Origin of the sequence: Moorena sp. SIO3I8, from assembly GCF_010692325.1 — a bacterium.
Lineage (GTDB): Bacteria > Cyanobacteriota > Cyanobacteriia > Cyanobacteriales > Coleofasciculaceae > Moorena.
In genome coordinates this window covers 2640-27009 of sequence record NZ_JAAHHW010000027.1, presented here as the reverse complement: position 1 = coordinate 27009, position 24370 = coordinate 2640, and the positions used below count along the sequence as shown (strand labels likewise).

The 24370-nt window shown below is 45.0% G+C and carries 34 protein-coding genes; 32 read left to right on the top strand and 2 right to left on the bottom strand.

What is annotated here, in order from left to right; translation table 11 throughout:
- Nucleotides 1-70 precede the first annotated feature (70 nt).
- A complete protein-coding gene (locus F6K51_RS13250) occupies nt 71-292 on the bottom strand; it encodes a hypothetical protein (protein ID WP_293020904.1) in 222 nt (73 codons plus the stop codon).
- Nucleotides 293-488: 196 nt separating this feature from the next.
- Between F6K51_RS13250 and F6K51_RS13245 the strand changes: the two genes are divergently transcribed.
- The 32 genes from F6K51_RS13245 (at nt 489) to prfA (ending at nt 22352) form a co-directional block, all read left to right on the top strand.
- The gene (locus F6K51_RS13245; RefSeq protein ID WP_293020903.1) at nt 489-2690 is read left to right on the top strand and encodes a cation:proton antiporter; all 2202 of its coding nucleotides are present in this window, start codon (nt 489-491) and stop codon (nt 2688-2690) included.
- A 655-nt stretch (nt 2691-3345) separates the two neighbouring features.
- Nucleotides 3346-3981 carry a 50S ribosomal protein L3 gene (gene rplC / locus F6K51_RS13240; RefSeq protein ID WP_293020901.1) on the top strand — a complete coding sequence of 212 codons (636 nt, stop codon included), beginning with the start codon at nt 3346-3348 and terminating at the stop codon, nt 3979-3981.
- A gap of 143 nt (nt 3982-4124) precedes the next feature.
- Nucleotides 4125-4757 carry a 50S ribosomal protein L4 gene (gene rplD, locus F6K51_RS13235; protein WP_075895723.1) on the top strand — a complete coding sequence of 211 codons (633 nt, stop codon included), beginning with the start codon at nt 4125-4127 and terminating at the stop codon, nt 4755-4757.
- A complete protein-coding gene (locus F6K51_RS13230) occupies nt 4750-5052 on the top strand; it encodes a 50S ribosomal protein L23 (RefSeq protein WP_075895721.1) in 303 nt (100 codons plus the stop codon). Before rplD ends, F6K51_RS13230 begins: the two co-directional genes overlap by 8 nt.
- A gap of 123 nt (nt 5053-5175) precedes the next feature.
- Nucleotides 5176-6039: a 50S ribosomal protein L2 gene (gene rplB / locus F6K51_RS13225; RefSeq protein WP_070390685.1), complete on the top strand. Its 864-nt coding sequence runs from the start codon at nt 5176-5178 to the stop codon at nt 6037-6039.
- A gap of 111 nt (nt 6040-6150) precedes the next feature.
- A complete protein-coding gene (gene rpsS, locus F6K51_RS13220; protein WP_071102183.1) occupies nt 6151-6426 on the top strand; it encodes a 30S ribosomal protein S19 in 276 nt (91 codons plus the stop codon).
- A 50-nt stretch (nt 6427-6476) separates the two neighbouring features.
- Nucleotides 6477-6836 carry a 50S ribosomal protein L22 gene (gene rplV, locus F6K51_RS13215; RefSeq protein WP_071102182.1) on the top strand — a complete coding sequence of 120 codons (360 nt, stop codon included), beginning with the start codon at nt 6477-6479 and terminating at the stop codon, nt 6834-6836.
- A 76-nt stretch (nt 6837-6912) separates the two neighbouring features.
- A complete protein-coding gene (gene rpsC, locus F6K51_RS13210) occupies nt 6913-7638 on the top strand; it encodes a 30S ribosomal protein S3 (protein WP_293020898.1) in 726 nt (241 codons plus the stop codon).
- 85 nt (nt 7639-7723) lie between these two features.
- A complete protein-coding gene (gene rplP / locus F6K51_RS13205) occupies nt 7724-8143 on the top strand; it encodes a 50S ribosomal protein L16 (RefSeq protein WP_071102180.1) in 420 nt (139 codons plus the stop codon).
- A 3-nt stretch (nt 8144-8146) separates the two neighbouring features.
- A complete protein-coding gene (rpmC, locus tag F6K51_RS13200) occupies nt 8147-8428 on the top strand; it encodes a 50S ribosomal protein L29 (RefSeq protein ID WP_293020896.1) in 282 nt (93 codons plus the stop codon).
- Between the two features lie 8 nt (nt 8429-8436).
- Complete coding sequence (rpsQ, locus tag F6K51_RS13195) at nt 8437-8685, top strand: 30S ribosomal protein S17 (protein ID WP_293020895.1); 249 nt, start codon at nt 8437-8439, stop codon at nt 8683-8685.
- A 151-nt stretch (nt 8686-8836) separates the two neighbouring features.
- A complete protein-coding gene (gene rplN / locus F6K51_RS13190; RefSeq protein WP_070390681.1) occupies nt 8837-9205 on the top strand; it encodes a 50S ribosomal protein L14 in 369 nt (122 codons plus the stop codon).
- Nucleotides 9205-9567 carry a 50S ribosomal protein L24 gene (gene rplX, locus F6K51_RS13185; protein ID WP_293020894.1) on the top strand — a complete coding sequence of 121 codons (363 nt, stop codon included), beginning with the start codon at nt 9205-9207 and terminating at the stop codon, nt 9565-9567. The genes rplN and rplX overlap by 1 nt, the downstream gene beginning before the upstream one ends.
- Nucleotides 9568-9719: 152 nt before the next feature.
- Entirely contained in the window at nt 9720-10265 is a 546-nt protein-coding gene (rplE, locus tag F6K51_RS13180; protein WP_293020893.1) for a 50S ribosomal protein L5, read from the top strand.
- 23 nt (nt 10266-10288) lie between these two features.
- Nucleotides 10289-10690 carry a 30S ribosomal protein S8 gene (gene rpsH, locus F6K51_RS13175; protein ID WP_293020892.1) on the top strand — a complete coding sequence of 134 codons (402 nt, stop codon included), beginning with the start codon at nt 10289-10291 and terminating at the stop codon, nt 10688-10690.
- A gap of 265 nt (nt 10691-10955) precedes the next feature.
- Complete coding sequence (gene rplF, locus F6K51_RS13170; RefSeq protein ID WP_293020891.1) at nt 10956-11495, top strand: 50S ribosomal protein L6; 540 nt, start codon at nt 10956-10958, stop codon at nt 11493-11495.
- Nucleotides 11496-11498: 3 nt separating this feature from the next.
- Nucleotides 11499-11861, top strand: a complete 363-nt coding sequence (rplR, locus tag F6K51_RS13165) for a 50S ribosomal protein L18 (protein ID WP_008191189.1) — start codon at nt 11499-11501, stop codon at nt 11859-11861.
- 115 nt (nt 11862-11976) lie between these two features.
- On the top strand, nt 11977-12498 hold the full coding sequence (gene rpsE / locus F6K51_RS13160; RefSeq protein WP_008191187.1) for a 30S ribosomal protein S5: 522 nt from the start codon (nt 11977-11979) through the stop codon (nt 12496-12498).
- Between the two features lie 102 nt (nt 12499-12600).
- Nucleotides 12601-13050: a 50S ribosomal protein L15 gene (gene rplO / locus F6K51_RS13155; RefSeq protein WP_070390675.1), complete on the top strand. Its 450-nt coding sequence runs from the start codon at nt 12601-12603 to the stop codon at nt 13048-13050.
- 44 nt (nt 13051-13094) lie between these two features.
- Nucleotides 13095-14435: a preprotein translocase subunit SecY gene (gene secY / locus F6K51_RS13150; RefSeq protein WP_293020888.1), complete on the top strand. Its 1341-nt coding sequence runs from the start codon at nt 13095-13097 to the stop codon at nt 14433-14435.
- A 124-nt stretch (nt 14436-14559) separates the two neighbouring features.
- The gene (locus F6K51_RS13145) at nt 14560-15123 is read left to right on the top strand and encodes an adenylate kinase (protein ID WP_293020886.1); all 564 of its coding nucleotides are present in this window, start codon (nt 14560-14562) and stop codon (nt 15121-15123) included.
- Between the two features lie 322 nt (nt 15124-15445).
- Nucleotides 15446-15670 (top strand): translation initiation factor IF-1, encoded by a 225-nt coding sequence (infA, locus tag F6K51_RS13140; RefSeq protein WP_008191178.1) that lies wholly within the window; start codon nt 15446-15448, stop codon nt 15668-15670.
- Between the two features lie 102 nt (nt 15671-15772).
- Entirely contained in the window at nt 15773-15886 is a 114-nt protein-coding gene (gene rpmJ, locus F6K51_RS13135) for a 50S ribosomal protein L36 (RefSeq protein ID WP_075895709.1), read from the top strand.
- Between the two features lie 71 nt (nt 15887-15957).
- Nucleotides 15958-16341: a 30S ribosomal protein S13 gene (gene rpsM, locus F6K51_RS13130; RefSeq protein WP_008191169.1), complete on the top strand. Its 384-nt coding sequence runs from the start codon at nt 15958-15960 to the stop codon at nt 16339-16341.
- Nucleotides 16342-16527: 186 nt separating this feature from the next.
- On the top strand, nt 16528-16920 hold the full coding sequence (gene rpsK, locus F6K51_RS13125; RefSeq protein ID WP_008191167.1) for a 30S ribosomal protein S11: 393 nt from the start codon (nt 16528-16530) through the stop codon (nt 16918-16920).
- Between the two features lie 152 nt (nt 16921-17072).
- Nucleotides 17073-18017: a DNA-directed RNA polymerase subunit alpha gene (locus tag F6K51_RS13120; RefSeq protein ID WP_293020883.1), complete on the top strand. Its 945-nt coding sequence runs from the start codon at nt 17073-17075 to the stop codon at nt 18015-18017.
- A gap of 103 nt (nt 18018-18120) precedes the next feature.
- A complete protein-coding gene (rplQ, locus tag F6K51_RS13115) occupies nt 18121-18471 on the top strand; it encodes a 50S ribosomal protein L17 (protein ID WP_293020882.1) in 351 nt (116 codons plus the stop codon).
- Between the two features lie 61 nt (nt 18472-18532).
- Complete coding sequence (truA, locus tag F6K51_RS13110; protein ID WP_293020965.1) at nt 18533-19366, top strand: tRNA pseudouridine(38-40) synthase TruA; 834 nt, start codon at nt 18533-18535, stop codon at nt 19364-19366.
- A 178-nt stretch (nt 19367-19544) separates the two neighbouring features.
- Nucleotides 19545-19994, top strand: coding sequence for a 50S ribosomal protein L13 (gene rplM / locus F6K51_RS13105; RefSeq protein ID WP_293020881.1), 450 nt, complete (start codon nt 19545-19547; stop codon nt 19992-19994).
- A gap of 5 nt (nt 19995-19999) precedes the next feature.
- Complete coding sequence (rpsI, locus tag F6K51_RS13100; protein WP_008191157.1) at nt 20000-20413, top strand: 30S ribosomal protein S9; 414 nt, start codon at nt 20000-20002, stop codon at nt 20411-20413.
- Between the two features lie 357 nt (nt 20414-20770).
- Nucleotides 20771-21019: a 50S ribosomal protein L31 gene (gene rpmE / locus F6K51_RS13095; protein ID WP_293020880.1), complete on the top strand. Its 249-nt coding sequence runs from the start codon at nt 20771-20773 to the stop codon at nt 21017-21019.
- A gap of 220 nt (nt 21020-21239) precedes the next feature.
- The gene (gene prfA / locus F6K51_RS13090; protein WP_293020879.1) at nt 21240-22352 is read left to right on the top strand and encodes a peptide chain release factor 1; all 1113 of its coding nucleotides are present in this window, start codon (nt 21240-21242) and stop codon (nt 22350-22352) included.
- A gap of 523 nt (nt 22353-22875) precedes the next feature.
- On the opposite strand, the gene F6K51_RS13085 is transcribed toward prfA, so the two are convergent.
- Nucleotides 22876-24370: adenylate/guanylate cyclase domain-containing protein (locus F6K51_RS13085; RefSeq protein ID WP_365939957.1), on the bottom strand; the 1495-nt coding region annotated here is incomplete at its 5' end.

The following is a 24370-nucleotide window of genomic DNA, read 5'->3' as shown; positions in this document are numbered from 1 at the left end:
GCGCGCTGTGTCTGCTGCGTGCTGGCACGGCTTCCCTTATACACAGATAGACTGATAACCCAACCCTATCTTACCGGTCTATCTGTGTCGAAGGTTGAGAGTTGAGGTGTTGCTCGACTCTGTTAATGACCCCTAGTAGGAGAAATAAACCAAATACTACAGCAACACCGATAGCAGTCCACTTGAAAAAAACTAACTTTGGCCGACCTTTAGCTGGATAACCACAACTTAGGCAAATTTCATCGTTGGTGCTGGTTAAAGACCCACAAACGTTACACTGTTCTAAAGTCATAGTTCTTGGAAATCTCTACCGTCATAAGATAACTGAAAAAATTATCAGGTGGGTAGAGTACTTTGAACCTTCCTTACCAACTCCTTGATGCCCAAGTTGCTTAGTTCAAGTGGGTAGGTTACAAAAAAATCAGGGCACAAGGGAAAACCTCCAGGTATGAAGCCTGTGACCAATAACCGATTACCCATTCCTAATCATGGCCTCAGGACACAATTTAATTCTGGATCTAACCACAGTTCTAGGGGCTTCTGCTCTGGGAGGCTACCTTGCCAATCGGCTACGTCAACCTGTACTTTTAGGCTATTTAGCCAGTGGTTTATTGGTTGGTCCGTTTGGTCTTAAACTCGTAGGCGAATTAGAACAAGTCAAATCCCTAGCTGAAATTGGGATTGTTTTTTTGTTATTCACCTATGGGGTAGAGTTTTCTCTATCCCAGCTTAAACGATTTAAAGATATTGTCCTTAAAGGGAGTTTACTGCAAATTAGTCTCACTATTACCCTAGTTGCAGTTTTAGCCAATGGACTTGGTTGGGTTGATGGATTTACTCCGGGAATAATGCTCGGATTCATCATCTCCCTTTCCTCCACCTCAGTAGTTCTTAAAACTCTGATGGAGAGAGGAGAAACCAATACCCTTCATGGTCAAGTGATGCTGGCAATTTTGATTGCTCAAGACCTTAGTTTAGGTCTGATGTTAGCCGTCATCCCCGCCCTTCAGCAGCCCTCAGATATTGGCTCAGCTTTAGTTGTTGCTTTACTCAAAGCTTTGGTGTTTCTAGCTGCTGCTCTAGCCGCCGGTCGCTGGATAGTTCCCCATCTCATTAAATATATTGCCCGCACTGAAAACAGTGAGCTATTTCTGATCACAGTAATTGCCCTGTGTTTAGGGATTGCTTTGATTACTGCTGGACTTGGTCTATCCGTTGAAATGGGAGCATTTGTGGCAGGCTTAATGATGGCTGAAATTGATTATGCTGACCAAGCAGTTGCCAAAATAATTCCCCTTAAAGATACGTTTGTATGTTTATTTTTTGCATCCATAGGAATGCTCATTGAGCCGGAAGTGCTGCTCGAAAACTTCGGCATAATCATCGGTTTAGTGATGTTAGTCATGGGGGGTAAAGCAGCCATTATCCTACCGATTGTACTGAAATTTGGCTATTCCTTTAAAACTGCTTTTATTGCTAGTTTTGGTCTCAATCAAATTGGAGAATTTTCCTTTGTATTAGCAGTGGTTGGCTTTGAGTTAGGATTTATCACTAGGGATCAGTATCTACTCCTGGTGGGAACCACAGCCATTACCCTAGTCCTGACACCCATGTGGCTAAGATGGTCTCCCCGAATAGCAGACCACCTGGTAAATCTGCCGTTTCTGAAAAACTACCTGCGTCAGTTTCAGGGCACTAAAGCTTTGTCAATTCCAGAAACGATTTGTAATCATGTGGTAGTGGCTGGCTATGGACGAGTGGGGCGAGTACTGGTCAACATCCTGCGCAATCAAGGGCATCAGGTACTAGTGATTGAAAATAGCGAAGCTGCTATTCAACGATTAAGACATGAAAAAATTCCCTATATGTTTGGGGATGCTCACTCGGAACTGGTGTTAGAAAAAGCCCATCTAGAAAAAGCTAAAGCCCTAGCCATTGCCCTACCTGATCCTGGCAGTACCCGCTTGTTGCTCAAACGTGCCCTCAAGTTTGCCCCAGGACTGGATATTGTGGCTCGTTCTCACAAAAATAGCGAAATTGACCTACTTACCCAGTTAGGGGCGCGGGAAGTAGTGCAACCAGAATTTGAGGCAGCATTGGAAATGGGAGCCCATGTGCTAGTAGCATTGGGAGAAACCCCAGGGATGATTCAGTCGGTCATCAATCGGATTCACCAAGACCGCTATTTGAGTGTACGACCTGAACAAGCTACCTATTCAAAGCAGCAAGACATCACTGATGTTGCCCAAGAACTCCACAGTGAGTGGGTGACTTTGAGTCAAACTTCCCGTCTAGATTGGGTAACTCTGGCAGCAGCAGATATCCGTAACGTGACTGGGGTAACAGTTTTGACAATTCAACAAGGTAATGATATAGTCCACTACCCACAAGGTAAGATGACGTTGCGTTCAGGGGATCGATTGCTAGTTGTTGGGGAACCGGAAGAATTAGCAGCGTTTAGAGACTGGATCGAAAGTCGCAGTTTCCTTAGTGAGGGATCTAAGCATTGGGTAACTTTGGTAGAGAATTCAAGTTTGGTGGGTATGAAGCCAATGGATCTCCAGAATCAATACAATGTCATAGTTCAGGCGTTGCGTAGACAAGGGAAACTGTATAATCCGGTGGATGAAGCTGGAGTATTGCAGGTGGGGGATTGTGTGTTGTTGTCTGGGGAATGGGATGAGGACTGAATTATTTGATTTCGAGACTATGCGATTAGCCCGAAGGGCTACGCTACGCGAACGCATCCTTCGAGACCCGAATCCCCCGATTTCAGATAAATCCATACAGGAAGGCAATTTTTTTCAAACTAATTCTCAAAATAACTAGACACCCTTAGCAAAATACTATATACTATACAATAGTGGCATTATGACAGTTGCTTATTAAGCAACTGAATAGCTGCGTGTGCTGTGGGCTGAGAAATAGGTTCGAGGCAAGATAATATAGACAGCATACCAGGCGTTTGTTTGGCATCAGGGCTAAAGTAGGTCAAAGACAGTTAGGTATAAACAAGTCCCATCAGTTCTTGGGTCTGCTTTAGGTCAATAAGTGCTTACACTTTCGTGGATCAAGGGATACTGAGTTATTAGCAACTTAAGTCCCAGCGAAGTCAGGCGAGTTTAATAGCCTTTTCTGACCAGTAAACGCAATTGAAGGATAATCTAGCTCGACCCTCATGCCGAGCTAGATAAAAGTGGGCTCTCTGCTTATTTTTTGAGGAGAGGTTTATCCACTATAAATAGTGACCAGGTTTATAATGACCAGGTTTGTGGCACAAAGGGAATTCAGGTTTGTGAATATCCCTGCTGCCAGACTGCTGCAATGTCTACAAAGGAGAAACCCGTGTCTGTCGGTATCCTCGGTACCAAACTCGGTATGACCCAAGTGTTCGATGATGAAGGAAGAGCGATTCCTGTAACCATCGTCCAAGCAGGGCCATGTACTGTGACCCAAATAAAAACCAACCAGACAGATGGCTACAATGCCATTCAAATTGGTTATGACCAAGTCAAGCCTAAGGCAATTACTAAGCCTGAAATAGGACACTTGGCTAAGTCCAGCGCCCCACCCTTACGCCACCTACGTGAGTACCGCGTGGATGATAGCAGTAAGTTTGAACTGGGTCAGCCAGTCAATACCGATATGTTCAGTATTGGTCAAATTGTCGATGTCAGCGGTAAAACCATTGGTCGCGGGTTTGCCGGTTATCAGAAACGTCACAACTTCAGGCGAGGACCGATGGCTCATGGTTCCAAAAACCACCGCCTCCCAGGTTCCACTGGAGCAGGGACAACCCCTGGTCGTACCTATCCAGGTAAGAAAATGGCTGGTCGTTACGGCGGTACCAAGGTGACAATTCGCAAACTTGAGTTAGTCAAGATAGATGCAGAGCGCAATTTGCTACTGATTAAAGGTGCAGTTCCCGGTAAACCAGGGACACTATTGAGCATTGCACCAACTAATAAAGTCGGACGTTAGTCAGAACGAAAAAGCAATTAGCTCCCTCATCGTTAGGTGTAAGCCTGATGTATATGTAACTGTTTATTTTTACTACTAGCACTGAGTGCTGAAAAGCTAACAGCTAATTGCTAAATGCTTGGTCCCTAAGAAGGAGAGAACAAATGGTAGATTGTTCAGTGCGAAACTGGCAAGGGGAAGAAGTAGGGCAGGCAACACTCCAGATGCGAGTTGCCAAAGAAGAAAACGCTGCCCACATTGTTCACCGGTCACTGGTTAGACAAATGGCCAATGCTCGTCAAGGCAATGCTTGTACAAAAACTCGTTCCGAAGTTAGAGGTGGAGGACGCAAACCTTGGCGACAAAAGGGAACCGGTCGTGCTCGTGCTGGTTCGAATCGTTCACCCCTATGGCGTGGTGGTGGTGTGATCTTTGGTCCGAAACCCAGAGACTATAGCCAGAAAATGAACCGCAAAGAGCGTCGCTTGGCTCTAAGAACAGCGTTTATGAGTCGAGCCGAGGATTTGATTGTGGTAGAGGAATTTGTTGAGCAACTACCACGACCCAAAACCAAGGATGTGGTGGCAGCAATTGGTCGGTGGGGAATTGAGCCTGAGTCAAAAGTTCTCATAATCCTAGCTCAGCCAGAAGAAAAGGTTTATTTGTCAGTCCGTAACCTAGCAACTGTCAAGTTGATTTATGCCACCAACTTGAATATCTATGATATCCTAGCCGCTGATAAAATCGTGACCACTAACACGGCTCTTACCAAAATTCAGGAGGTTTACAATGACTGAGTATAACCCCCGTGACCTTGCTGATTTGGTGATTCGCCCAATTGTGACTGAGAAGGCGACCCTACTGATGGAGCAGAACAAGTATGTCTTTGATGTGATTATCAAAGCGACAAAGCCACAAATTAGAGCCGCGATTGAAAGTCTTTTTGAAGTAAAAGTGGTGGCAGTAAATACCCTACGTCCGCCACGTAAAAAGCGTCGAGTGGGAAGATTTGTAGGTTACAAACCCCAGTACAAACGGGCGATTGTTACCCTAGCTCCAGGAGATTCCATTACTCTATTCCCAGACGTATAAAACTGGCTAATTGCTAAATGCTAATTATTAATTTGGTTAATTGCCAATTGGTAGATTGTCAATTGTTAAGACAAACTAGTCAAGACAAACTAGTCAAGACAAACTAATTAAAAAATACTTGTTATGGGCATCCGTAGCTATCGACCATATACCCCAGGCACTCGTCAGGGTACTGTCTCAGACTTCGCTGAGATTACTCGGACTGAGCCAGAAAAATCCCTAACCAAGTCTAAGCATCGTAAAAAAGGTCGCAATAATCGCGGTGTTATTACCTGTCGCCATCGCGGTGGCGGACATAAGCGTCTATACAGGGTAATTGACTTCCGCCGGGATAAGCACAATATTCCAGCAAAAGTGGCAGCAATTGAGTATGACCCCAATCGGAATGCTAGGATTGCGCTCCTCTACTATCAAGATGGGGAAAAGCGATATATCTTGCATCCTGTGGGTTTGGAAGTGGGGTCAAGCATCATATCTGGGCCTGACTCTCCCATCGAAATAGGCAATGCCTTGCCCCTAAAGGATATTCCCTTAGGCACAAACGTGCATAACGTTGAACTGATCCCAGGGCGAGGAGCACAGATTGTTCGTGCTGCCGGGGCAACTGCTCAAGTGCAAGCAAAAGAAGGTGACTATGTCACCCTAAAGCTGCCCTCTAGTGAAGTCAGGATGTTGCGTAAAGAATGCTACGCCACTATTGGACAGGTCGGTAATGTTGAAGCGAGAAACTTGAGTTTAGGCAAAGCTGGTCGCAATCGACATAGAGGCCGTCGTCCCCAAGTACGGGGCAGTGTAATGAACCCGGTAGATCACCCCCATGGCGGTGGTGAGGGTAGAGCTCCGATTGGTAGAAGTGGTCCAGTAACCCCCTGGGGTAAACCAGCCTTGGGAGCCAAAACTCGTAAGGTCAAAAAGCAAAGTAGTTCTTTAATTGTCCGGCGTAGGCGGAAATCCTCGAAGCGAGGGCGCGGCGGTCGCGATTCTTAAGGAGTTGAACGTTAAAGTTAGCAGGTTAAAGGTTGTAACTAGCAACTACTAACTACAAACTAGCAACTATTAACTACCAACTAACAACTAAAAACTAACGAGCGTTGAATTATGGGTCGTTCATTAAAAAAAGGTCCTTTTATAGCCGATAGTCTTCTGACTAAGATTGAAACCTTGAATGCTAAAGGCCAAAAACAGGTGATTAAAACCTGGTCAAGAGCCTCAACCATTGTGCCGCAGATGGTAGGTCACACCATTGCCGTTCATAACGGGCGGACACATGTACCAGTTTTTATCAATGAGCAGATGGTAGGTCATAAGCTGGGCGAATTTGCCCCGACTCGAACATTTCGGGGACATGTTAAGGATGGTAAGGCCCGTCGTTAAAGTGATTAGTTCAGTAGTTAGTAGCTATAAAGAAAGCAAATGATGGAACGATGGCGATAGACACTACAGCAGAAACTAAAGCGATCGCACGCTACATTCGAATGTCTCCAAGTAAGGTCAGGCGAGTACTTGACCAAATTCGAGGGCGTTCCTATCGGGAAGCTCTGATCATTCTGGAATTCATGCCCTACCGGGCTTGCCAACCAGTATTGAAAGTACTACGCTCCGCTGTTGCCAATGCTGAACACAATTCAGGTATTGACCCGGCTAGCTTATACATCACTAAAGCTTTTGCGGATATGGGACCAAGCTTGAAGCGATATCGACCAAGGGCTCAAGGTCGTGCTTATCAGATTCGCAAGCCAACCTGTCATATCACAGTGGCTGTTTCTCCAGAAGTAGATGATTAGTTAGTGAGTTAATTGAGAATTACCAAGGGCAAACACTAATAGCGCTATGGCTCGATAATAGGGAAAGAAAAGAACAGTGGGACAGAAAATACATCCAATTGGTTTTCGGCTAGGTATCACGCAAGAGCATCGCTCTCGCTGGTTTGCCGACTCAAAGCGTTATCCGCTTCTGTTGCAGGAAGACTACCAAATCAGACAATATGTTGAGAAAAACCTCAATAATGCTGGAATTTCTGACATCCGGATTGAGCGCAAAGCTGACCAGATTGATTTAGAAATTCATACAGCTCGACCTGGGGTAGTTGTTGGTCGTGGTGGCAGTGGTATTGAGTCTTTGCGTGTCGGTCTGCAAAAAGCCCTGCACAACAGTCGTCAAATTCGCATCAACGTTGTAGAAGTATCGCGGGTGGATGCAGATGCTACCCTAATTGCCGAGTACATTGCCCAACAACTAGAGCGCCGAGTTTCCTTCAGACGAGTGGTTCGTCAAGCAATTCAGCGGGCTCAGCGGGCTGATGTCCAAGGCATTAAAGTTCAGGTAGGTGGTCGGTTAAATGGAGCTGAAATTGCCCGAAGCGAGTGGACTCGTGAAGGACGAGTTCCCCTCCATACCCTCCGGGCAAATATTGACTATTCCTACAAAACGGCTCAAACCATTTATGGAATTTTGGGCATTAAAGTTTGGGTGTTCAAAGGGGAAGTGATTCCCGGTCAAGAAGAAAAGCCTACCCCTAACACAGCTCAACCTCGTCGCCGTCAGCCAAAACGCCGCCAGCAGTTTGAAGACCGGTCAAATGACTAGTCATTAGTAACTAGTCATTTTAAAATTGCTTGCTTGTTAATTGTCAGTTTTCAGTTTTCGATTTTCAATTAACAAAGAACAAATTATGTTAAGTCCAAAAAGAACAAAATTTCGCAAACAGCACCGGGGAAGAATGAAGGGTATGGCCACTCGTGGCAGTACCATTAACTTTGGTGATTATGCGCTGCAAGCCACAGAACCAGCTTGGATTACCTCCCGCCAAATCGAAGCAGGTCGTCGGGCAATGACCCGCTACGTTCGTCGTGGTGGCAAAATCTGGATTCGAATTTTCCCAGATAAACCAGTCACCATGCGTCCAGCAGAAACTCGTATGGGTTCTGGAAAAGGTTCCCCAGAGTTTTGGGTAGCAGTAGTTAAACCCGGTCGGATTATCTATGAAATCGCTGGGGTAAGCGAAGAGGTGGCTCGGGAAGCCATGCGTCTGGCTGCTAACAAATTTCCGATTAAATTGAAGTTCATTTCTCGTGAAGGGGAACAGGTATAAGCTATGGCTCTGCCCAAGATAGAAGATGCTAGAAGCCTGAGCGATGCCGAACTGGAGCAGGAAATTTTAGCAGCTAAGCGTCAGTTGTTTGACTTGCGCCTGCAAAAGGCAACCAAACGCTTAGAAAAACCTCACCAGTTTAAGCATCTGAAGCACCGAATCGCTCAGCTAATGACAGTAGAACGAGAACGCCAACTCGCTCAGAAAGAATCAACAGATACCTCACAAAGTGATACCCCACAATCAGAACAAAGTGATACCCCACAATCAGAATCAGACGAATAGGAAAGATTATGGCAGCAAAAGAGAGAGTTGGCCTGGTGGTCAGCGACAAAATGGACAAAACTGTGGTGGTGGCTATTGAAAATCGGTCTCCCCACCCAAAGTACGGCAAAATTGTTGTGCGTACCAAGCGATACAAAGCTCATGATGAGGAAAATAAATGTAAAGAAGGCGATCGCGTTCGGATTATAGAAACACGACCACTGAGTCGTACCAAACGCTGGATGGTTGCTGAAATCGTCAGTAGTTCCTCAAAATAGCGAGTTAACCCTAGTCGATGTGGGTTCTCCACGACCTACAAATGTGCGTGAGATCTCGGAAGAAAATCCTTTAGGAATTGGAAACTTACCAAGGTTTAACTCATAACTCGTTTAACTCATAACTGATTACTCTATTAGAGGAGGAACACTGATGATTCAACAAGAGAGCTACCTAAACGTTGCTGACAACAGTGGAGCCAGAAAAATAATGTGCATCCGCGTTATTGGTGCAGGAAATCGGCGCTACGGTGGTGTGGGTGATGTAATTATTGGTGTGGTCAAAGATGCCATTCCAAATATGGGGGTCAAAAAGTCAGATGTAGTTAGGGCTGTGATTGTGCGCACCCGCAAGGGCCTACGTCGGGAAAGCGGTATGAGTATTCGCTTTGATGACAACGCAGCAGTAATCATAAACGCAGATGGCAATCCCAGAGGTACCCGGGTTTTTGGCCCTGTAGCGCGGGAACTGCGAGAGAAAAACTTCACAAAAATTATATCCCTTGCTCCGGAGGTACTCTGATGCCAAGTAAACACAAGAAGGCACAAACTGATACCCCATTACGCTACAAAATGCACGTTAAAAAGGGCGACACGGTACAAGTGATTGCCGGTCGAGATAAAGGCAAAATTGGAGAAATCTTGCGGACGCTACCCAAAATTAGCAAGGTAGTAGTCAAAGGAGTTAACGTCAAAACTAAGCATGTCAAGCCTCAACAGGAAGGTGATAAAGGTCAAATTGCTACGTTTGAAGCTCCAATCCATAGCTCCAACGTTATGCTTTACTCGAATAAAGAAAAAATTGCCAGCCGCATCTGCTATACCTTTACCGATGAGGGTCGTAAGGTGCGGATGCTCAAAAAAACTGGTGAGATTATTGACTAATTAGTCCCTAGTCCTTAATCCTTAGTCCTCAGTAATCAAAAAAGTAACAAAAAAATTACTCTTGGCAGTTACTAATGGCTAATGAGCACCAATGACTAATAACTAATGACAATTGCCCTGACCAAGCCCAGGGAAATCAAAGGAAAAAAACTATGACAAAAGGGTTAAAAATCCTATACCAGGAAACAATAGTCCCCAAATTAAAAGAGCAATTCGGTTACAAAAACATTCATCAAGTACCGAAATTAGTCAAAGTTAGTCTTAACCGAGGATTAGGAGAGGCATCTCAAAATGCCAAGGCTCTGGAATCGTCGGTAAGCGAAATTGCGATCATCACCGGTCAAAAACCGGTGGTCACACGAGCAAAACAAGCGATCGCGGGTTTTAAAATCCGTGCTGGGATGCCTGTTGGTGTCACGGTTACCCTCCGTTCAGAGCGTATGTACTCCTTTCTAGAGCGGCTAATTAACTTAGCCCTACCAAGAATTCGGGACTTTCGGGGTCTTAGCCCTAGAAGCTTTGACGGTCGTGGTAACTACACTCTTGGGGTGCGAGAGCAACTCATTTTTCCAGAAGTAGACTACGACAGCATCGATCAGATTCGTGGTATGGATATTACCATAGTCACCACTGCCAACACTGACGAAGAAGGTCGCGCCTTACTCAAAGAGATGGGAATGCCTTTCCGGGAGAAATAAGCCTGTAATCATAGGAAGGAACAATGCCGGCAAACGACACAATTGCAGATATGCTGACCCGCATTAGAAATGCCTGCTTGGTTCGGCATCAAACAACAAATGTACAATCAACTAAAATGACCCGGGCGATTGCCCAAGTACTCAAAGAAGAAGGCTTTATTACTGATTTTGAGGAAGCAGGCGAAGGGGTCAAAAGATACTTAGTTGTTTCCCTAAAATACAAGGGCAACAATCGCAAACCAATTATCAGAGCCCTGAAGCGGGTGAGTAAACCGGGATTGCGAGTTTACTCCAACCGTAAAGAACTGCCAAGAGTCTTGGGAGGGATTGGGATTGCTATTATCTCTACTTCTAATGGCATCATGACCGACAGGGAAGCAAGGCGTCGGGGAATTGGTGGTGAAGTTCTGTGTTACGTATGGTAAACGATGAAGCATGAAGGATGAAGGATATACTAAGAGCCGTCAGCTGACGCGCTACTTAAAAATCTAGGCTTGCCAGGTATCAGCTGAAAGCCCCTGTAGCTTAGAGCATCAGTTCGAGCAGCCAGATCAGTATATGCCCAACGGTTCGATAACAACCTAGGATTGATCGGATTAGCTGATTAACCAATTCATGACATGGTTCATACTTCATACTTCATACTTCATACTTCATAGTTCATACTTCTTTAGTTAGGAGGATTATTTTATGTCACGTATTGGCAAGCGCCCTATACCAATTCCCAGTAAAGTTACTGTAACAATAGACGGTCAACAGGTTAAGGTCAAAGGTTCCAAAGGTGAACTGGAGTGGGTTTTGCCAGATACAATTAAAGCTGAGCAAGTCGATGAAACTGTACAGGTTTCCCGGCGCGAAGAAACCCGAACCGCCCGTGAAAGTCATGGTTTGTCTCGCACTTTGGTTGCCAACATGATTGAGGGAGTCTCCAAAGGCTTTGAAAAACGTTTGGATATTCAGGGAGTCGGTTATCGAGCTCAAGTGAAAGGTCGAAATCTAATTTTAAACGTTGGTTACAGCCAGCCAGTGGAGATCGTTCCTCCTGAGGGGATTGAAGTCAAAGTTGAAAACAACACCAACGTGATTGTCAGTGGCATCAACAAAGAAGTTGTAGGCAACACAGCTGCAAAAATTCGTGCAGTTCGACCCCCAGAAGTCTATAAAGGTAAAGGCATTCGATATGCCGGTGAAATAGTCAGACGTAAAGCTGGTAAAGCAGGTAAGAAGTAAACTATGAAACTTACTCGAAAAGAATCTATACGACACAGACATAGGCGGGTACGCCGGAAAGTCAGTGGTACTGCTGAACGCCCAAGATTAGCTGTATTTCGCTCTAATGAGCACATTTATGTGCAAGTTATCGATGACAATCAGCAACATACCATAGTGGCAGCTTCAACGTTAGAACCAGCTCTGAGATCTGAACTCAAATCTGGAGCCACTTGTGAAGCCTCAGCTAAAGTGGGTCAGTTGGTGGCCCAGCGAGCACTAGAAAAAGGTCTCAAGAAAGTGGTCTTTGACCGTGGGGGCTACCTATATCATGGTCGTGTCAAAGCTTTAGCAGAAGCTGCTCGTGAAGCAGGGCTAGATTTTTAGTAAATGCTAATTAAAAATTGAGAACTGACAATTGCAATTAGTTAAGAGTTAGCAGCGATAAATTAGCTAATCTTTGATTACTTACTATCATTCATGATTTAATCTATAGCGAACTATGGCAAATCGTAGAAAAAACAACCGCTCTAAAGAAAAAGAAAGTAATTGGCAAGAGCGGGTTATCCAAATCCGCCGCGTTAGTAAGGTGGTCAAAGGGGGCAAAAAATTGAGCTTCCGCGCCATCGTAGTTGTAGGTAATGAAAAAGGTCAAGTGGGGGTTGGTGTAGGCAAAGCCAGTGATGTAATTGGTGCTGTCCGTAAAGGAGTTGCTGATGCCAAAAAGCAACTCATTGATGTACCCTTAACCAAAACTAATTCCATTCCTCACCCATCTAGAGGTAGGGCTGTAGGAGCCAAAGTGATCATGCGACCTGCTGCTCCAGGAACTGGGGTGATTGCTGGTGGTGCTGTGCGCACAGTACTTGAGTTAGCTGGAGTTAAAAATGTCTTAGCTAAACAGCTTGGTTCCAATAACCCCCTCAATAATGCTAGAGCAGCAATCAACTCTCTTGATTCCCTGCGCACATTTTCAGAGGTGGCTCAAGAACGGGACATTCCCCTTGAACAAATCTATGCATAAATTAAAAACCAGGTAGGTAGAAATAAAAGTAATATGCTCAAGGTTGACGGTTTAGCGTCAGCCGTCAATCAAAAAAAAACATTTTTATCCTTACAAAAAACGATGAGAATAAATGATGCAGTCCCCAAACAAGGCTCCAAAAAGCGCCGACGCCGTGTAGGTCGTGGCATTGCTGCTGGTCAAGGGGCTAGCTGCGGTTTTGGAATGCGTGGTCAAAAATCCCGTTCAGGTCGAGGGACAAGACCTGGTTTTGAAGGGGGTCAGATGCCCTTATATCGCCGTATTCCCAAGTTAAAACACTTTACGGTAATTAACCCCAAACATTACACTACAATCAACGTAGGTAAGTTGGCATCACTTCCCGCCAATACTGAGGTAACTTTGGAATCATTGTTGGAGACAGGTTTGGTCACCACCAATGATGGTCCATTGAAACTACTCGGTGATGGGGAGCTGAATGTGCCACTCAATATCAAAGCTGCTGCCTTTACAAGTGGTGCCCGCCAAAAAATCGAGGCGGCTGGTGGCAGCTGGGAAGTTATAGCTAAGTAACCCCTTTAGCCCTTATGCTCCTGTATCTTCAAGAGGTACCTTAAATGACTGTCAGTCGAGACAAAGCCCCAACTGCTCAAGAGACGTTTATGCAAATGGCTCAAGCGGCTGGCCTTAGAGGTCGGCTGCTTGTCACCGTTGGTTTGTTGATTTTAGCCCGCTTGGGTGTCTTTCTTCCTGTACCAGGAATTGATCGAGCCAGATTTTCAGCAGAACTGCAGAATAGCCCCTTTGTCGGTCTTTTAGACTTTTTCTCTGGTGGTGGTTTTTCCGCCCTAGGGATCTTTGCCTTGGGAATTTTGCCTTATATTAATGCTTCGATTATCCTACAACTGCTAACCGCAGCAATTCCTGCTTTAGAAAATTTGCAGAAAAATGAAGGTGAAGCAGGGCGTCGAAAAATCGGTCAGATTACCCGTTATGTTGCCCTAGGCTGGTCTGTGATTCAAAGTATTGGCTTATCGTTGTGGGCACAGCGGTTTGCTGTTGAACCAGGCGCATTCTTCGTGTTTGAAACTGTCCTTGCCCTCACGGCTGGCTCTATGTTCGTGATGTGGTTATCAGAGTTAATTACTGAACGAGGCATTGGCAACGGAGCTTCACTGTTGATTTTTGTCAATATTGTTGCTGTTTTGCCCCGCACCTTGGGTCAAACCATTGAACTGGCTCAGACCGGTGGTAGAGAAACCGTGGGTAAGGTAATTGTGCTGCTGTTAGTTTTCCTAGTAATGATTGTCGGTATTGTGTTTGTGCAAGAAGGCAGCCGACGCATTCCGATTATTACTGCCAGACGTCAAGTTGGTAAGCGCCTTTACCGGGAGCGGAAAAATTATTTGCCCCTAAGGCTAAACCAAGGTGGCGTGATGCCAATTATCTTTGCCTCAGCCGTCTTAATCCTACCCACATCTCTAGCTGGCATAACTAGTGGCGAAAATAGCAATGGATTGTTAGCCCCAATCAATCAAGTCCTAATTCAGATTGCCAATTATCTCAACCCCAATGGTCAAACTCCTTGGGTCTATGTTGCTGTCTATTTAGTGTTGATTTTGTTCTTTAGCTACTTCTACGCCTCCCTGATTATCAACCCAGTAGATATGTCCCAGAATTTGAAGAAAATGGGGGCAAGTATCCCTGGTATTCGACCAGGAAGAGCTACCAGTGAATATATAGAGAGAGTTTTGAACCGACTGACCTTATTAGGAGCAATTTTCCTAGGACTGGTAGCTGTAGTACCAACTGCAGTCGAAAGCGCCACTGGTGTAACCACATTTAGAGGATTAGGTGCCACATCGTTGCTGATTTTGGTGGGAGTTGCCATCGATACAGCCAAGCAAATTCAAACCTACGTGATTTCCCAGCGTTACGAAGGTATGGTCAAGCAGTAAAATCATTGGGCTTTGGAAGCAGCAGCTTTTTTCGGTGAATGAACCTCAAATTTTCGGGTCAGTTGGTTTTTGTTCATTACCTAGGACAAAAACCAACTGACACATCACCCATGACACATGACACATGAAAAGATTAATCTTTTTAGGACCTCCAGGAGCAGGTAAAGGAACTCAAGCCAAAATTGTGGCTGAACAACTAGGGATTCCTCACATTTCAACCGGGGAAATTTTGCGAGGGGCTGTTAGTGCTCAAACCCTCCTGGGTCAAAAAGCTCAGTCCTATATGGATAGGGGAGAATTGGTGCCTGACGAGTTGCTCATAGATCTGATCCGCGATCGCCTAAATCAACCCGATGCTCAAAAGGGTTGGATATTAGACGGTTTTCCTCGTAACGTCAGCCAAGCCCATTTCTTGAATGACCTGTTGCAAGAGCTTGACCAAACTTTGGATGGTGCCATCAACCTGGAAGTTCCAGATCAGGTTTTGATCAACAGACTATTGGAAAGGGGTCGTAAGGAGGGACGTACAGATGATAATGAGGAAACTATCCGCACACGTCTTGAGGTCTATAACCATCAAACAGCTCCTTTGGTGGAATTTTACCGAGAACACTCAGCTTTAAAATCTATTAATGGTGATCTCTCCTTAGAGCAAGTCACAGAATCGATTAAACAGGTTCTAGGGTAATGATTTTAGGTTAAGCCCGTGCTTAAGCGCGGAAACCCCCTGCGTCCGGCAGGTCAGCCATCATCTGACCCTATTGTAGCTAATACCATTAGCCTAATACGACTAATTTAGACTAATGGTTCTTATAATGGTTCGACCGGTGTAACCTATGCTTTGAGCTAGCCCACGGGAAAAATGCTTCCCTCACCCCGCTACTCCAAATTTGGTGGCAAAGTCATTTAGTTGGTATAATTTTGGATTTGATAAAATATGTTAAGACTCCCTGAATTAAATAATCAAAATTTAGAACCTAGGGGGATAGTTGTATTGAGGTTAAAACACGTTGGCTAAACAAGACTTAATTGAAATGGAAGGCACGGTGACCGAATCCCTGCCGAATGCCATGTTCCGGGTTGACTTGGACAATGGCTTTAATGTCCTAGCTCATATTTCCGGTAAAATCCGTCGGAATTACATCAAAATTCTGCCTGGAGACCGGGTCAAAGTTGAACTAACCCCCTACGATTTAACCAAAGGTAGGATTACCTACCGCCTGCGTAAGAAGTAAAACTAGCAGTGACTTCTGTTTTATTAAAAATCAGTTAAATTTGACAAGTCAACAAAAAAAAAGATATAATAACCAACTGCATTATGTCCAGAAAAAAAAGACATGAAAGTTAGACCATCTGTCCGAAAAATGTGTGAGAAGTGCCGCGTAATTAAACGCCACGGTCGAGTTATGGTAATTTGCCCCAATCCCAAGCACAAACAGCGTCAGGGATAAATCTCAAATCCATACACTTAATCCATACATTTAATTTGTAGCACAAAACTTCAGTCAAGGGAGAACCAAGCGTGGCTCGGATTGCCAGTGTAGACCTACCTCGCGATAAACGTGTAGAAATAGGTCTGACCTACATTTATGGAATCGGTCTGTCGCGGTCTAAAGACATTTTAGCAGCAACAGGAGTTAACCCAGATACGAGGGTTAAGGATTTGACCGATGCGGAGGTGGCTGCCCTCAGAGCAGCTGTCGAAAAAAATTATCAGGTGGAAGGGGATTTAAGGCGCTGGCAGTCAATGAACATCAAGCGCCTAGTAGATATTGGTACCTATCGCGGACGTCGTCATCGCATGGGACTGCCCGTGAGAGGACAGCGAACCCGCACTAATGCCCGTACCCGTCGCGGTAGACGAGTGACTATCGCTGGAAAGAAAAAAGCACCGGCTAAGAAGTAATAGCTCTAGTCAGCCCAACTATCCACCACAGCTTTCTTGTCATTGGTCATTCGTCAAAAGTAACTGCCAGGAGACCTTCTGTTAGTCACTTTGGACAAAGGACTTTGGACAAAAGACTTTCGAAAAAATTGTACAGGTTACTCAACCCCAAGATAATCAATCACCCATAGAGTAAAGTCAAGTGACATGGCGCGACCAACAAAAAAAGGTGGTACAAAAAAGCAGAAACGCAATGTACCCAATGGAATAGCATACATCCAGTCTACGTTCAATAATACTATCGTTACCATTTCTGACACCAAAGGGGATGTAGTCTCTTGGGCTTCAGCTGGCTCTAGTGGATTTAAGGGGGCAAAAAAAGGAACTCCCTTCGCTGCTCAGACCGCTGCTGACAGTGCTGCCCGACGAGCCATAGACCAAGGTATGCGTCAGGTGGAAGTGATGGTGAGTGGACCAGGAGCAGGTCGAGAAACCGCTATTCGGGCCCTGCAAGGAGCCGGACTGGAAATCACCCTAATCAGGGATGTAACTCCAATTCCTCATAACGGCTGCCGTCCACCCAAACGGCGTCGAGTATAAGAGTATATTTTTTGCGACCGTTAGGTTGAAAGGAAAGTAGCTTGAAAGGAGGAGGTTCATCAGGAACTTCTTACCCTTTTTACCCTTTGGCTTACTATCCCTTCAACCTGTATTCGGTTAAAGGGGTCTTATGAATAGAGGGAGGTCACTCTGTGGCGCAGTTTCAGATTGAGTGTGTAGAATCCAAAACACTGAAGAACCAAAGTCAGTATAGCAGATTTGTCCTAGAGCCTCTCGAACGTGGTCAAGGCACAACGGTTGGCAACGCCCTCAGACGAGTTTTGCTGTCCAACCTAGAAGGGGCAGCAGTGACGGCTGTCCGGATTGCTGGCGTAAACAATGAGTTTGCCACAATTGAGGGAGTCAGAGAGGATGTCCTGGAAATTATGCTGAATATGAAGGAAGTTGTCCTAAAAAGCTACACCTCTCAACCTCAGATAGGTCGAGTGATGATTACTGGGCCATCCACTGTGAGAGCTGCTCAGTTTGATTTGCCCTCGGAGGTGGAAATTATTGCTCCAGGTCAGTATGTTGCTACCTTAGCAGAAGGGGCTAAGCTGGAAATGGAGTTCCGCATCGAAAAAGGTACAGGATATCGCTCTGTGGAACGGGGGCATGATGAATCAACAGCGGTAGATTTCCTCCAGATTGACTCTGTGTTCATGCCGGTGACTAAAGTAAATTACAGCGTTGAAAATACTCGCATTGATGGTGCTCTGGAAAAGGATCGCTTAAGTTTAGAGGTCTGGACCAATGGTAGTATAACTCCCCAAGAAGCTCTATCTCAAGCGGCTGGTACCCTGGTCGATCTGTTCAATCCTCTTAAGGAGATTAATCTAGAATCTATTAAAGATGACTATGGTGATGATGACGATCCCACCAGCCAAATCCCGATCGAAGAATTACAACTCTCGGTTCGGGCTTACAACTGCCTGAAACGAGCACAGATAAATTCTGTATCCGATTTGCTCGATTATAGTCAGGAAGACCTCCTAGAAATCAAAAACTTTGGTCAAAAGTCGGCTGAAGAAGTGATTGAAGCTCTGCAACGACGTCTAGGAATTACACTGCCCCACGAAAAATCCGCTAAGACTTAACCACAACAATTAAACTTAAGGGACTGGAGAAGCACGCAAGTAGCTAGTCTAAACCCTAGGAATAAAGGCAAATCTTGTTCAAAAAAAAGGAGGAAGCTAAAAAATGCGTCACGGGCGTCGTGTGCCAAAACTGGGCAAGCCAGCAGATCAACGTCGGGCTCTGATGAGATCCCTGACCACTGAATTACTGCGTCATGGTCGAATCACTACCACTAAAGCTCGGGCAAAAGCCATTCGTTCGGAGGTGGAGCGAATCATTACCCTGGCCAAGGATGGTTCATTGGCATCCCGACGTAGGGCAATTGCCTATCTCTACGACAAAAAGTTAGTTCACTCCCTCTTTGCTGGAGTGAACGAGCGATATGGCGATCGCAATGGCGGATATACCCGAATTCTGCGCACGGTGCGGCGTCGTGGTGATAATGCTGAAATATCTATTATTGAACTAGTCTGAGGCAATTAACCATTAAAGCAATTAACCATTAAAAATGTCAATTGTTAATCGTTAATCCATGATGTCTGCCAACGATGCTAAAGCTATCCAGCGAATTGCCCTGGTTATTCAATACCTGGGTAATAACTTTTATGGCTGGCAGCGACAACCAAAGCATCGCAGTGTTCAGTCGGAAATCGAAACAGTTCTGTCCACCGTGCAACAGCGAGCCATAACCCTATATGGTGCTGGTCGTACTGATACAGGGGTTCACGCTGCTGCCCAAGTCGCTCATTTTAATGCCACAGGTCCCATACCAGCCCATCGCTGGGCAGCCATACTCAATAGTAGACTGCCAGAGGATATCTTAGTCCGAGCATCAGCATTAGTATCACCAGACTGGCATGCTCGGTTTAGTGCCATCTGGCGTCGTTATCGATACACAATCTATACCGACGCCTGCCCTAACTTGTTTGTGCAACCCTTTTGTTGGCACTATTATCAAGCTCCCCTTGATGAATCCCTGATTCAGGCAGCCTTAAAACCACTGCTGGGTAAGCATCACTTGGCAGCCTTTCACCGAAGCAACTCGGGGCGATCGCATTCCTGGGTAAATGTGCAAGCAGCCGAATGTTATCGCAATGGACCATTTATTCATATAGAAATTCAAGCTAACGGATTTCTATATGGTATGGTGCGTCTGTTGGTAGGAATGCTAGTACAAGTGGGAATAGGGAAGCTAACCCCAGAACAGTTTACTGACATCTGGGTTAACCAACAGCGGGACAAGGTGAAATACGCTTCCCCAGCCAAAGGCTTGTGCTTGCTAAGGGTTGGCTACCCAGAATGCCCCTTCCCGCCAGAAATATGGTATGATACCCAACCCAAATTTATACTACCTCAATTGACCGGTTGAAGGTTACAGGTAACAAGGTTGAAGGTCACTGAATCTGTCAATAGTCAACCTTTTAACCTGTCAACCTACTAACTGACAAGGGATCCCTGGGCTAGAACAACCTGTCAAGCTTGGCCAAAAGGCCACGCTACGCGAACAACGTTTCAACCCAACCGTAAACCTGATATTAATTGAACCGATGGAAAAAACCCACATCCCAACTCAAGACTCAATCGAAAAAAAGTGGTACGTTGTAGACGCCACCAACCAACGTCTAGGACGACTAGCCAGTGAAATTGCCATCATTCTGCGGGGTAAAAACAAACCTACTTACACCCCCCACATGGATACTGGAGACTTTGTGATTGTTGTCAATGCCGAAAAAGTTATGGTCACTGGCAGAAAACGCGAACAAAAGCTATACCGCCGTCATTCCGGTCGTCCTGGGGGTATGAAGACAGAAACCTTTGCCCAATTGCAAGCACGTATACCCGAAAGAATTATCGAGAAAGCTGTCAAGGGTATGCTACCTAAAAACTCTCTGGGTCGCCAACTTTTCAAGAAGCTGAAAGTTTACACTGGTCAGACCCATCCCCATGAAGCACAACAACCCCAAGAACTAACTATTAAAACAATTCCAGGAGGCTAAAACCAATGCAAGCAGAAGAACAAGCAGGTCGCGCTGTTTACTGGGGAACTGGTCGTCGTAAGTCATCAGTTGCTAGGGTGCGTTTGGTTCCCGGTAGCGGTCAGTTGATTGTTAATAAACGTCCAGGGGACGCTTACTTTAACTTTAACCCCATGTACCTAGCCAGCCTGAAAGCACCTTTGGAAACCTTAGGTTTGGAAAATGAGTACGATATCCTAGTCAATGCCCACGGTGGTGGCTTAACGGGACAATCTGATGCTGTGCGTCTAGGGGTGGCTAGAGCCTTGTGCGAACTAGACCCAGAAAACCGCCAACCTCTTAAAATAGAAGGCTACTTGACTCGTGACCCACGGTCAAAAGAGCGCAAGAAATATGGATTGAAAAAAGCTCGGAAAGCCCCCCAATACTCGAAGCGATAAATTATCAGCTGGCTAATTTAAAATTCAACATGGTAATTAAAAATTTGTAAGCATTCAGACCTTAGCTATTAGCTATCAGCCATTCCGAATAAACGTTTAGCTAAAAGCAATAATAAATAAGCTAATAAATTAGCTGATTAAGGGTTGTCCACAATAGCTAATGTATGGGCAATATTAAGCCACATGCCTAAGTTTGACAGGATTGAAAAGCTGACTGCTAAGGGGCTGATAGCACCTCAAGTAGCGTACGGCACAGGCTTCTAGCCTGTGGTGTAGCGCATATCATTACCATAATTTAACAATTAGCAATGTAAAATTAGCTAATTATATAGTAAAATACAAAGCAAAGGAGGAACTATGCCAAAACCAGATATTCACCCAGAGTGGTACCCAGAAGCCAAAGTCTATTGCAACGGGGAAGTTGTGATGACCGTTGGCTCAACTCAGCCAGAACTTCACGTAGATGTTTGGTCTGGTAATCATCCCTTCTACACAGGAACCCAGAAAATTATTGATACGGAAGGGCGAGTTGAACGCTTTATGCGGAAATATGGGATGCTGGATGGTGCAGAAAATACAGCTAGCTCTGATGGGACAAAGAAATAGCTCCTAACGTTCAAGGGTGAAGGATGAAGGAGAAAAGATGAACCAGGAGGAATGAAGGATGAAATGGGTTTAGCGATGGCTAACTTAAGGTTGACTAAAAACTTGATAAACAGTTAGGAGTTAAATTTCCCACTTAATACTTCCCAGTTCATAATTCATAAATTTATACTTCATCCTTCCTAACTTCTGAGGCTATTTCAAGAGAGCGATCGCATAAACCATGGCTGAAACCTACCTGCTGGAAAAACTAAACTCTGTCGAGCAAACCTACCATGAATTAACAAGGCGTCTGGCTGATCCAGATATCGCCACTGACCCCAATGAGTTGCAACGAGTGGCAAAAGCTCGTTCCTCCCTAGAAGGAGTTGTTGCTACCTACGACAACTGGAAGCAAACCCAAGAGGAGTTGGCAGGAGCACGGCAAATCCTTAAAGAATCCACTGGTGAGCCAGAATTGCAAGAAATGGCAGCTCTGGAAGTTGAGGAACTCCAGACCAAGCTAGAGCACCTGGAAAGAGAACTTAAAATATTACTCTTGCCTAAAGACCCGAATGATGAAAAGAATATCATGCTAGAGATTCGGGCAGGAACTGGTGGCGATGAAGCAAGTATCTGGGCAGGGGACTTGGTACGAATGTACTCACGCTATTCCGAAAGTCAAAACTGGCGAGTAAAGTTATTGAGTGAGTCTCTGGCGGATATGGGAGGCTTCAAAGAAGCGATATTAGAAATTCAGGGAGAGCAAGTTTACAGCAAGCTAAAGTTTGAAGCTGGGGTTCATCGAGTCCAACGAGTACCTGTGACTGAGGCTGGCGGTAGAGTTCACACCTCAACAGCAACGGTAGCCGTGATGCCAGAAGTTGATGACGTGGATGTGGACATAGACCCCAAGGAGATCGAAATTTCTACAGCCCGTTCTGGTGGTGCTGGTGGTCAGAACGTAAACAAAGTAGAAACGGCAGTTGATTTGTACCACAAACCTACAGGAATTCGCATTTTTTGTACAGAAGAACGATCTCAGCTACAAAACCGAGAGCGAGCCATGCAAATTCTCCGGGCTAAGCTGTATGAGATCAAGTTACAGGAACAACAGGAAGCGGTGACCTCGATGAGGCGTTCCCAAGTTGGTACAGGGGCTCGTTCTGAGAAAATCCGCACCTACAACTACAAAGATAATCGGGTCACCGATCACCGACTGGGTCAAAATTATTCCCTCGCTCCTTTGCTGGAGGGGGACTTGGAGGGAGTGATTCAATCTTGCATTAGCCAAGACCAGCAGGAGCAATTGGAAAAATTGGCATCTTCTACATCCAACGGTGAATCTTTAACTTGATGCCAAGTTAGCTAAAGGCTTCTCGCGCCTTTAGCTAAAAGCCTTGCCTTATCTGGGGTTTACTCTAACTGAAGCGCAGACTAGAAAACAACAGTGTGTTGTTAGGTTTGTGTATTAAATCATAATCAAAATTTTGTCAACTAGATTTTAAGTGTTGCTTGATTTTATTGACACTCCGCGCCGAAGTAAGAACGGGGATTCTTAGTTCCTCGACATGCCTTAAAATTAGCTATCCGTCAAAGGCAATATTTAAGCCAAATGCCCGTTAAAAACCAAACATCTAGCCTAATTTAACTAACCCCAGTGGGCTTGTCTCCCTAAGCGTTGAGTTTCCTCAGTTTCCGTGTGCCCCACGGTACTTTTGTTTTCAAAGTTTGCTTTACTGGTTGTCGGTATCTGTTAGGATCCATACGTTTTTAATGAGGTTTTTCGCGCCTCAAGTGCTAACATCGCTTTACGTCGTGAAATTATGACAGTACCGACGAATCCTGTCTGTGTTAGGCCACTCTCTTATTCTAGCACATTACTTGAAAGCCGTCCTAGAAGGACGGGGCTTGAAACCCATCTTTTTAGTCACTCCAGAGAGACGAGTATGAAGTTGACATTGTCCAAGATAAATTTGTGCTACACTATCTCCTGGGTTCAAGCGTAGACACTCCTGAAACAGAACTGATGCCTTGGAGAAATAATGGAGATTATAAAGTACCAAGGCTTGTTCAAATTTGCTGCGAGTAATTAACTTCCCTTCTCGCAGTTGAGGTTTATCGGCATCAAAGATTTCATAAACTGTCACCATTTCCGATTTCCCCTTGACTGGTACCCGATCAATCAAGCGAATGGCATAAGCTAAGGGATTATCTAACTTCCAATAAGTATGCTGAGTGATTAATAACGGCACCCCATAACGTTTCGTTAATTCTTCTAAACGAGACGCTAAATTGACCCCATCGCTGATGACAGTGCTATCCATCCGATTTTTTCCTCCCACTGCTCCTACCATCAACGAACCAGTATTGATGCCAATCCCAACGGTGATGGCTGGGTGTCCTGAGCTTCGCCGAGATTGATTATAGTCAGCTAGGGATTTTAGCATAGCAATTCCGGCGTTGACCGCATGATTAGCACTTTCGTTAAACAGAGCCATAATCCCATCCCCCATGTATTTATCAATAAAGCCATGATTTCCATTGATGGCAGATTCCATACGAGAAAGATAGGTATTGATAAATTCAAAATTTTCCTCAGGTGTCATACTTTCCGATAGGGTGCTAAAGGAGCGAATATCGGAAAATAGCACCGACATCTCTTGCTGAACATGATCCCCTAATTGAACATCGGTAATGCTTGGTTTGTTCAATAATTGGAGAAACTGATGGGGGACAAAGCTTGCATAAGCTTGATTGACTTGGGAGAATTCCTGCTTCAAGCGTAGGTGTTCTGCTTCTGCTTTTTTGCGTTGGGTGATATCGTGAAAAGCTACGATAGCATAGGCAATGTTGCTCAATTCATTAAAGATAGGTGTTCCCCAACTTTCTATAGGGATAATTTTTTCTCCTTGGTGGATTTCCAGATCATCCAGGGTGGCGTTTTCACCTTTTAATGCCTTTACAGCAACTAATTTTTCAGCAAAGTATAGCTGATTGGTTCCGGCAACATAAAGTTGATAAACCTCTGGCATTTGCTCAGCTGTAGTTAATGGCACGACTCCCTTACCGAATAACTGCCGCGCCTTATAATTGAGGAATTCTAGTACCCCCTTATCATTAAACACAGCCACACCCACAGGCATCCTTTCTAGAAACTGGGTCAATTGATACTGGTTCTCTAGCAGTTCGTCAACTAGGACAGTTTGCTGACGGTTTATAGCACTCAGATGCTGCCACTCTTGATTAGCTTGTTCTGGTGCTGTAGTATATTCTGAAATCTGTGCTGCTTGATCACAGATGATTTTTTCCAACTGCTGATTGAGTTCCTGAAGTTGGCGATTTTGTGCCTTCAGTGTTTCCTCAAGAAGATAA

What these genes read in the sequence shown, in the direction of transcription:
- F6K51_RS13250 (WP_293020904.1), bottom strand. Translation starts at nt 292, where the DNA reads ATGACTTTAGAACAGTGTAACGTTTGTGGGTCTTTAACCAGCACCAAC.
- F6K51_RS13245 (WP_293020903.1), top strand. Translation starts at nt 489, where the DNA reads ATGGCCTCAGGACACAATTTAATTCTGGATCTAACCACAGTTCTAGGG.
- rplD (WP_075895723.1), top strand. Translation starts at nt 4,125, where the DNA reads ATGGTAGATTGTTCAGTGCGAAACTGGCAAGGGGAAGAAGTAGGGCAG.
- F6K51_RS13230 (WP_075895721.1), top strand. Translation starts at nt 4,750, where the DNA reads ATGACTGAGTATAACCCCCGTGACCTTGCTGATTTGGTGATTCGCCCA.
- rplB (WP_070390685.1), top strand. Translation starts at nt 5,176, where the DNA reads ATGGGCATCCGTAGCTATCGACCATATACCCCAGGCACTCGTCAGGGT.
- rpsS (WP_071102183.1), top strand. Translation starts at nt 6,151, where the DNA reads ATGGGTCGTTCATTAAAAAAAGGTCCTTTTATAGCCGATAGTCTTCTG.
- rplV (WP_071102182.1), top strand. Translation starts at nt 6,477, where the DNA reads ATGGCGATAGACACTACAGCAGAAACTAAAGCGATCGCACGCTACATT.
- rplP (WP_071102180.1), top strand. Translation starts at nt 7,724, where the DNA reads ATGTTAAGTCCAAAAAGAACAAAATTTCGCAAACAGCACCGGGGAAGA.
- rpmC (WP_293020896.1), top strand. Translation starts at nt 8,147, where the DNA reads ATGGCTCTGCCCAAGATAGAAGATGCTAGAAGCCTGAGCGATGCCGAA.
- rpsQ (WP_293020895.1), top strand. Translation starts at nt 8,437, where the DNA reads ATGGCAGCAAAAGAGAGAGTTGGCCTGGTGGTCAGCGACAAAATGGAC.
- rplN (WP_070390681.1), top strand. Translation starts at nt 8,837, where the DNA reads ATGATTCAACAAGAGAGCTACCTAAACGTTGCTGACAACAGTGGAGCC.
- rplX (WP_293020894.1), top strand. Translation starts at nt 9,205, where the DNA reads ATGCCAAGTAAACACAAGAAGGCACAAACTGATACCCCATTACGCTAC.
- rplE (WP_293020893.1), top strand. Translation starts at nt 9,720, where the DNA reads ATGACAAAAGGGTTAAAAATCCTATACCAGGAAACAATAGTCCCCAAA.
- rpsH (WP_293020892.1), top strand. Translation starts at nt 10,289, where the DNA reads ATGCCGGCAAACGACACAATTGCAGATATGCTGACCCGCATTAGAAAT.
- rplF (WP_293020891.1), top strand. Translation starts at nt 10,956, where the DNA reads ATGTCACGTATTGGCAAGCGCCCTATACCAATTCCCAGTAAAGTTACT.
- rplR (WP_008191189.1), top strand. Translation starts at nt 11,499, where the DNA reads ATGAAACTTACTCGAAAAGAATCTATACGACACAGACATAGGCGGGTA.
- rpsE (WP_008191187.1), top strand. Translation starts at nt 11,977, where the DNA reads ATGGCAAATCGTAGAAAAAACAACCGCTCTAAAGAAAAAGAAAGTAAT.
- rplO (WP_070390675.1), top strand. Translation starts at nt 12,601, where the DNA reads ATGAGAATAAATGATGCAGTCCCCAAACAAGGCTCCAAAAAGCGCCGA.
- secY (WP_293020888.1), top strand. Translation starts at nt 13,095, where the DNA reads ATGACTGTCAGTCGAGACAAAGCCCCAACTGCTCAAGAGACGTTTATG.
- F6K51_RS13145 (WP_293020886.1), top strand. Translation starts at nt 14,560, where the DNA reads ATGAAAAGATTAATCTTTTTAGGACCTCCAGGAGCAGGTAAAGGAACT.
- rpmJ (WP_075895709.1), top strand. Translation starts at nt 15,773, where the DNA reads ATGAAAGTTAGACCATCTGTCCGAAAAATGTGTGAGAAGTGCCGCGTA.
- rpsK (WP_008191167.1), top strand. Translation starts at nt 16,528, where the DNA reads ATGGCGCGACCAACAAAAAAAGGTGGTACAAAAAAGCAGAAACGCAAT.
- rplQ (WP_293020882.1), top strand. Translation starts at nt 18,121, where the DNA reads ATGCGTCACGGGCGTCGTGTGCCAAAACTGGGCAAGCCAGCAGATCAA.
- truA (WP_293020965.1), top strand. Translation starts at nt 18,533, where the DNA reads ATGTCTGCCAACGATGCTAAAGCTATCCAGCGAATTGCCCTGGTTATT.
- rplM (WP_293020881.1), top strand. Translation starts at nt 19,545, where the DNA reads ATGGAAAAAACCCACATCCCAACTCAAGACTCAATCGAAAAAAAGTGG.
- rpsI (WP_008191157.1), top strand. Translation starts at nt 20,000, where the DNA reads ATGCAAGCAGAAGAACAAGCAGGTCGCGCTGTTTACTGGGGAACTGGT.
- rpmE (WP_293020880.1), top strand. Translation starts at nt 20,771, where the DNA reads ATGCCAAAACCAGATATTCACCCAGAGTGGTACCCAGAAGCCAAAGTC.
- prfA (WP_293020879.1), top strand. Translation starts at nt 21,240, where the DNA reads ATGGCTGAAACCTACCTGCTGGAAAAACTAAACTCTGTCGAGCAAACC.